Below are 3,948 nucleotides of genomic sequence, written 5' to 3'. Positions count from 1 at the left end.
CCAGCGTCACGTGCAGCCCGTGCACGAACGCCTCCCGCGCCGCGCTGCGCAGCGCGGCCCGTGCCGCTCCCCCGAGCTGCCCCGCGATCGCGAAGGCCTCGCCGAGCGAGTGCCCCGCGGCCTCGCTGTCGGCGGCCGACACCCCGGCGACCCGGTGGAGCCCGGGCGCGTAGGCCGCGTTCATCACCGAGCCGAGCAGGGCGATGCCCATGCCCGCGCCGAGCTGGTAGGCGGTCTCACCGATCGCGGCGGCGCCTCCCGCGTCGTCGGCCGGCGCCTCGGTGAGCATCGACTCGTACGCACCGAACAGGGTGCTCTGGAAGCCGAGGCCCAGGAGCACGAACCCGGTGCCGAGCAGCCACGGCCGGTCCTGCCCGCCCATCAGCACGAGCAGCAGCACGGCACACGCGGTCAGGGTGAAGCCGGACGCGACCATGCGGCGGGGGCCGAAGCGGCGCAGGTTCGCCGAGCCGAGGACGCCCGCGGTCATCGCGGCGAAGGTCAGCGGCAGCATCCGCAGACCGGTCTCCAGCGGACTCAGGCCGAGCACGAGCTGGAGGTACTGGACGGCGATCAGCTCGAGGCCGACGAGCGCCAGCATGGCGATGACGATGCAGCCGATGGACGAGGAGAACGCGGCGCGGGCGAACAGCCGCATGTCGATCAGGGGGTGCTCGCGCCGGCGCTGGCGGCGCACGAAGAGCAGGAGCAGCGCGACACCGCCGAGGAAGGGCAGCACGGCGCCCGCGTCGAGGAGGTCGCGGCCGATGCCGAGTTCCTTGATCCCGTAGACGACGCCGAGGACGCCGAGGGCGGCGAGCACCGCGCCGAGCAGATCCCAGGGGCCGTCCGAGCGCCCCTTGGACTCGGGCACGAGGACCCGGCACAACGGCAGCATGACCGCCATCAGCGGGATGTTGATCAGGAAGACCGAGCCCCACCAGAAGTGCTCGACGAGGAAGCCGCCGAGGACCGGTCCGGTGGCGGCGCCGACCGCCGAGACGGCCGTCCACACGCCGATCGCGACGGCCCGCTCGTGCCGGTCGGGGAAGACGTCGCGCAGGATCGACAGGGTCGCCGGCATGATCATCGCGCCGCCGACGCCGAGCAGGGCGCGGGCCGCTATCAGCACCTGCGCGCTGTCCGAGACGACGGCGAGCGCGGAGGCGACCCCGAACAGCGCGTAGCCGAGCAGCAGGATGCGGCGGCGGCCGACCCGGTCGCCGAGCGTGCCGAAGAGGATCAGCAGGGCGGCGCAGACCAGCGGGTAGGCGTCGCCGATCCACAGCAGCTCGACGGAGGTGGGCTTCAGGTCCTCGGTGACGGCGGGCAGGGCCACGTAGAGGATGGTCGAGTCGAGCGCGACCAGGAGCAGACTCGTGCACAGGACGACGAGGACGATCCAGCGATTGGTGCGGGCCCCGGTGGCGGACAGCCGACTGCGCAGGCGCCCGGCGGACGTGCTCGTCCCGGACATGTGCGTACCTCCCAGTGGTCCTCGCGCTCGGCGGATCCGGGGGCGGGGACTGCCCACGGTCTCCGGCTCGGGAGGAGCGGTCTCCCGGCCCCGCGGCGAAGGCGAGTGAGCCGTCAGAGTACGCGAGTTCGAGCGGGTGACACGTGGCAGACCTCTCATGGAGCGATCGAGCGAGTGTGGCGTGCGCCACTCTCCGGGGCGGGGGCGGCCTGCGGCGCGGCGGGTGCGGGCGCCCATAATCGGGGCCGTGACGGACGATGATCGACAAAACGGGCCCTCGGCGCGGCGGGCGCTCCCGGCGCTGCTCGGCTACGCGGCCGTGCGCGGCGTCGGCCTGCTCGCGCTCGCCCTGTGGAGCGCGGCGGCGGGCAAGAGCCCGCACACGCTGCTGACCGCGCGCTGGGACTCGCTCTGGTACACCCGGGTCGCCGAGCACGGCTACGGCTGGTCGGTGACGCTGCCCGACGGGAGCGTCCACTCGAACCTGGCGTTCTTCCCGCTGCTGCCCTGGCTGGAGCGGGGGCTCGGCGCGATAGGCCCGCTGTCGGCCGCGGATGCCGGCCTGGTGGTGAGCTCGCTCGCGTCGCTCGCCGCGGCCTGGGGCGTCTTCGCGGTCGGTGACCGGCTGTACGGGCGGCGTGCCGGAGTGTGCCTGGCGGTCCTGTGGGGTGCGCTGCCGGTCGGGATCGTGGCGTCGATGGCGTACAGCGAGGCCCTGTTCACGGCGCTCGCGGCATGGTCGCTGTACGCCACGCTGCGGCGGCACTGGGTCACCGCCGGTCTGCTCGCCTCGCTGGCGGGTCTGACCCGGCCGGTCGGCGCGGCCGTGGTGGCCGCGGTCTGGGTGGCGGCCGCGCTGTGGATCGCGCGTGAGCGGCGGGTGCCGTGGCGGCTCGCGCTCGGGGTGCTGCTGGCGCCGTCGGGCGCGGCGGCGTACGTGCTGTGGGTGGGGCAGCACACCGGCGGCGGCCTCTTCGGCTATCTGGACGTGCAGCGGCAGTGGGGGAACGGATTCGACGGCGGCGCTGCCTTCGCCCGCTTCGTCGGGGACAAGTTCACCTCCCCCCTGGGCGCGCTCGCCGGAATCGGTCTGATCGTCGGGGTGGCGCTGGTGATCTGGCTCTACGCGACGGGGGTGCGGCAGCGCCAGCCGGTGCCGCTGCTCGTCTACACCGGCATCGTCGTCGTCCTGGCGCTCTGCGCCGCGGGCTACTTCGGTTCGAAGCCGCGGCTGCTGCTGCCCGCGTTCCCGCTGCTGCTGCCGCTCGCCCTGGCCCTGTCCCGGTGGCGAGTCGGCAGGTCAGCGGTGATCCTTGGGGCACTGACACTGGTCTCGGCGGTGTACGGGGCGTTCTGGCTGAACGGTTCGGGCCCGCCGTGACCGTCGCCGACCGTCCTTGACCGGCTCCGGCGGGCCCGATGAGCGGACAGAGAATTCCGTGCCAGCAACCGGTGAACACTTTCATAATCGCCCCGTAACGAGCCGACAAAAACGATCAGAGAATTCTGTGGGCCTTCTCTCGACGGTTACCGGATTCCGTGGAATAGACGGCTTCCTGAGATCAATCCCACATCACATCGTCATCACAAAGCCACTGTTTCGCCCTGGTCCGCCGCGCGCCCGCTGTAGCGTCGATTGGGTGCGTACCGAACGAAACCTGACCCGGCGCGTCGAGCGAGTCTTCGCCCGGCTCGACCGCGAGCCCGAACGGCCGGTCATCCTGGACCCGCCCAGGATGAGCCGGCACCGTGTCGTGCTCTTCGGGGCGACCCTGTCCTTCTACCTGGCCATCGTGGTCGCGGTCCTCGCCACCTCGTGGCTGGTCGCCTTCGACTGGCAGGTCATGTTCTTCCGGCCGTACCAGCAGTGGCCCGAGGTGCACGCGTTCCTCGACTACTGGGTGGTGCTCGGCCAGCGCGGCCCGACGGCCGTGATGGTGACGGCCTGGCTGGGCTGGCGGTCCTGGCGGCAGCACACGCTGCGCCCCCTGGTGATGTTCGCGACCGCACTGCTGCTGCTCAACCTGACGGTGGGCGCGGCCAAGTACGGCATGGGCCGGCTCGGCCCCCACTACGCGACAGTGATCGGCTCGAACGAGATGTGGCAGGGCGGCGATATATTTCCCTCCGGCCACACCGCGAACGCGGTCGTGACCTGGGGCATCCTCGCCTACCTGGCCTCCACGCCGCGGGCCCGCCGCTGGCTGTCCGCGGTCTCCGCGGTGATCTCCCTCAGCGTCGGCCTGACGACCGTGTACCTCGGGACCCACTGGCTGAGCGACGTCCTGCTCGGCTGGGCCGCCGGACTGCTCATCCTGCTGGCCCTGCCCTGGTGCGAGCCGCTGGCCGCCCGGGCCGAGGCCGTCATCCTGGCGGTCCGCGACCGGCTGCTGTCCGGCCGCCGGGCCCCGGTGCCGGTCCCGGCGCCGCAGCCCGTGCCCACCCCGGCGATGGCGCCGGCCGCCGCGACG

The 3,948-nt window shown here is 72.7% G+C and carries 3 protein-coding genes; 2 read left to right on the top strand and 1 reads right to left on the bottom strand.

Going from position 1 to position 3,948, the window contains the following annotated elements:
- Positions 1–1,477 (bottom strand): MFS transporter (locus GTW43_RS24220; protein ID WP_161304149.1); only part of this gene is annotated, 1,477 nt, incomplete at its 3' end.
- A 247-nt stretch (positions 1,478–1,724) separates the two neighbouring features.
- Between GTW43_RS24220 and GTW43_RS24215 the strand changes: the two genes are divergently transcribed.
- Both GTW43_RS24215 and GTW43_RS24210 read left to right on the top strand, forming a co-directional pair.
- Entirely contained in the window at positions 1,725–2,858 is a 1,134-nt protein-coding gene (locus tag GTW43_RS24215) for a hypothetical protein (RefSeq protein ID WP_161304148.1), read from the top strand.
- Between the two features lie 259 nt (positions 2,859–3,117).
- The coding region (locus GTW43_RS24210) for a phosphatase PAP2 family protein (protein ID WP_161304147.1) at positions 3,118–3,948 on the top strand (831 nt) is incomplete at its 3' end.

Source organism: Streptomyces sp. SID5785 (assembly GCF_009870065.1).
Taxonomy (GTDB): domain Bacteria; phylum Actinomycetota; class Actinomycetes; order Streptomycetales; family Streptomycetaceae; genus Streptomyces.
This window is presented reverse-complemented; position numbering and strand designations above follow the sequence as displayed.